Genomic DNA, 3127 nt, shown 5'->3' with positions numbered 1-3127 from the left:
CCGACCACGGTTTGACGCCACGAATCGCAGATTTGAAAGTGAACAGGAAAGTCAATGAAATCAACGATCTACCAACACCACCTCCGCGCCAGTGCTAGCTTTTCGTACCGTCACTTATTGCACTGAAAACGAGGAGACCCCATCGTCCATCAGCACGCAGGCGGCGGCGCCATCGGAGAGCTGGCTGGCATTGCCCGCCTTGACGCTGCCGCCCTCGATCCCGGGCTTGAGCGCGGCCATTCTCTCTAGCGTGGTCTCCGGGCGGTTGCCCTCGTCCTGGGCCAGGGTCACGTCGCGGTGGCTGACGGCCTGGGTCTCCTTGTCGACCACGGCCATGCGCGACGGCAGGGGCACGATCTCGGCGTCGAAGCGTCCAGCCTGCTGGGCCGCCGCCGTGCGCTGCTGCGATTGCAGCGCGTACAGGTCCTGCGCCTCGCGGCCGATCCCGTACTTCCTGGCGACGAACTCCGCCGTCTGCAGCATGGGCATGTAGGCGTGCGGCACCTTGGCCTGGACGGCGGGGTCCGCCTCCGCCGAGGCCCAGTCGAAGTAGCCCTTCTGCACCGCGGAGATGTTTTCCTGGCCGCCCGCGACCACGACCCGCATGCCGTCCACGATGATCTGCTTGGCGGCCGTCGCCACCGCCATGAGCCCGGAAGCGCACTGGCGGTCCAGGGTCTGGCCGCTCACCGCCACGCCCAGCCCGGCCGCGAGCGCGGCGTTGCGCGCCAGGTACATGCCGGCCGTGCCGGCGCCCAGCACCGTGCCCACTACGACGTCGTCTACCTCGTCCGGGCCGGCGCCGGCGCGCGCGACGGCGGGCCCGATGGCATGGCCCAGCAGCGTGGGCGACTTGATGGCATTGAATGCCCCTTTGTAGGCGCGCCCGATGGGGGTGCGCGCGACGGAAACGATGACGGCCTGGCTCATAAGGTCCTGCGGTGGAGATGGAAAGGGAATGCGTCGCGGCTTCAGATGAACCACGCGTCGCGCATGTCGTAGGCGCAGCGGTCGGCACGCGCGAGCAACGCCCACTGGGCGTGCGTCTGCGGCAGCTCCCACTGGAAGAAGTAGCGCATGGCCTGCAGCTTGCCGCGGTAGTGGTCGGCGGCCTCCCCGCTGGCGGCCGGCAGCGCGCGCGCCGCCGCCCGCCCCTGCAGCAGCCAGATCCAGGCCAGCGTCACGCGCCCGAACGCGTCGAGGTACAGCGTGGCGTTGGCCAGGCCGAGGTCGGGCTCGCTGCGCTGCAGCGCGGCGAGCCCCGCGCTGACCTCCACCAGGCGGTCCAGCGCCGCGCACAGGGCCGCCGCCTCGTCGCCCAGGCCCGCCTCGGAGGCGCGCCCGGCGTCCTGGCGCACGGTGTCGACGAACAGGCGCAGCCCCGCGCCCTGCTCCGCCAGCACCTTGCGGCCGAGCAGATCGATGCCGTGGATGGCCTCGGTCCCCTCGTGGATCATGTTCAGGCGCTGGTCGCGGTACAGCTGCTCCAGCGGGTAGTCGCGCGTGTAGCCCGCGCCGCCGAGCACCTGAATGGCCAGGTCGTGGGCCGCCGCGCCGTAGCGCGCAGGCCAGGACTTCACGACCGGCGTGAGGACGTCGAGCAGCCGGCCGGCCGCTGCGCGCGCCGGCGGCTCCGGATGGGTGTGCTGGTCCTCGAACAGGCTGCAGGCGTACAGGCACAGGGCCAGGCTGCCCTCGGCGTAGGCCTTCTGCACCAGCAGCATCCGGCGCACGTCGGAGTGCTCGACCAGCTTGACCTGCGGCGACAGCGGATCCTTGTTCGACGGCAGGCGGCCCTGCGGCCGCTCGCGCGCGTAGGCCAGCGACTCGCTGAAGCCGCGCCAGGCGATGCTGGCGGACATGACGCCGACGCCGATGCGCGCCTCGTTCATCAGCTGGAACATGTGGGCCAGGCCCTGGTGCTCGCGGCCGACCAGCCAGCCCACCGCGCCGCCCTTCTCCCCGAAGGACAGCACGGTGGAGGTGGTGTTGCGCCAGCCCATCTTGTGCAGCAGCCCGGCCAGCGCCACGTCGTTCGGCGTGTCCGCCGCCCCGTGCTCGCCGGGCAGGATCTTGGGCACCAGGAACAGCGAGATGCCCTTGACGCCGGGCGGCGCGCCCTGGATGCGCGCGAGCACCATGTGCACGATGGTCTCGGTGAGGTCCTGCTCGCCGCCGGAGATGAACATCTTCTGGCCGAAAACGCGGTAGCTCCCATCGGCCTGGGGCACGGCGTAGGTCTTGATGTCGCCCAGGGCGGAACCCTGCGACGGCTCGGTCAATGCCATCGTGCCGGCGAAGCGGCCGTCGCCCAGCGGCGCGAGGTAGCGGGCCCGGAGCTGTGGGCTGCCGAAGGTGCGCAGCAGATTGGCCGCGCCGATCGTCAGCATCGCATAGGCCGCCGTGCCGACGTTGGCCGCGTAGAAGGCGCTCATCGCCGCGCGCAGCACGACCTCCGGCAGCTGCAGCCCGCCCTCGGCCTGCTCCCAGTGCGCACTGAGGAACCCGGCATCCGCGATGGCCTGCCACGCCGCGCGGGTCGGCGCGACGAGGCGGGCCCGGCCATTCTCGAACTGTGGCTCGTTCTCGTCGCCCTCGCGCAGATGCGGCGCCAGCAAATCCTCGGCCAGCTGGCGCGCCGTCTCCAGCGTGGCGTCGAAGACCTCGCGCGAGTGCTCGGCATAGCGCTCGCGCCGCAGCAGGCCCGCGGTGTCCAGGACTTCGTAAAGCAGGAAGGCGAGCTCGCGCTCGCTGATGGTGGCAGTGGCCATGTGGGGTTGTCTCGCTCGAAATAAACACCGAGCGCTCGCTCGGTTTTTGAGGGAGTTTACAATCATTCCCGACCGGCGGTCAATTCGGGCAACCTGCCCCGCCCCCCACCCGACCGCGTCCACGCCTTCCCGCCATGCCCCTGTCCCTCGGTCTCGAGCCCCAATTCACCTTCGCACAGTTCAAGCGGATCAACCCCATCCCGCCCGACACGCTGTGGGAGCTGGTGTACGCGCGCAACGCGCACGCCATCACGGTCAAGCGCGTGCCGGTGGCGCTGGCCAATCTGCGGGCCATCTTCGAGGCCTCCTTCCAGCTGGCCAACCAGGTGGGCTTCGGCGCGATGACGCTGCGGGAC

The 3127-nt window shown here is 70.4% G+C and carries 2 protein-coding genes and 1 pseudogene; 1 reads left to right on the top strand and 2 read right to left on the bottom strand.

Annotation, left to right across the window (positions count from 1 at the left end; all coding sequences use genetic code 11):
- Positions 1-114: 114 nt before the first annotated feature.
- Positions 115-930, bottom strand: coding sequence for a hypothetical protein (locus ACK59X_RS03705; RefSeq protein ID WP_409955273.1), 816 nt, complete (start codon positions 928-930; stop codon positions 115-117).
- Positions 931-971: 41 nt separating this feature from the next.
- Complete coding sequence (locus ACK59X_RS03700; RefSeq protein ID WP_409955272.1) at positions 972-2771, bottom strand: acyl-CoA dehydrogenase; 1800 nt, start codon at positions 2769-2771, stop codon at positions 972-974.
- 134 nt (positions 2772-2905) lie between these two features.
- On the opposite strand from ACK59X_RS03700, the pseudogene ACK59X_RS03695 reads away from it, so the two are divergent.
- A pseudogene (locus tag ACK59X_RS03695) lies at positions 2906-3127 on the top strand (TetR/AcrR family transcriptional regulator); the annotation flags it as partial.

Source organism: Acidovorax sp. (assembly GCF_046339755.1).
Classification (GTDB): Bacteria; Pseudomonadota; Gammaproteobacteria; order Burkholderiales; family Burkholderiaceae_C; genus Acidovorax.
The sequence above is the reverse complement of the archived record's forward strand: the minus strand, read 5'-3'. Positions and strand labels throughout refer to the sequence as shown.

What these genes read in the sequence shown, in the direction of transcription:
- ACK59X_RS03705 (WP_409955273.1), bottom strand. Translation starts at nt 930, where the DNA reads ATGAGCCAGGCCGTCATCGTTTCCGTCGCGCGCACCCCCATCGGGCGC.
- ACK59X_RS03700 (WP_409955272.1), bottom strand. Translation starts at nt 2,771, where the DNA reads ATGGCCACTGCCACCATCAGCGAGCGCGAGCTCGCCTTCCTGCTTTAC.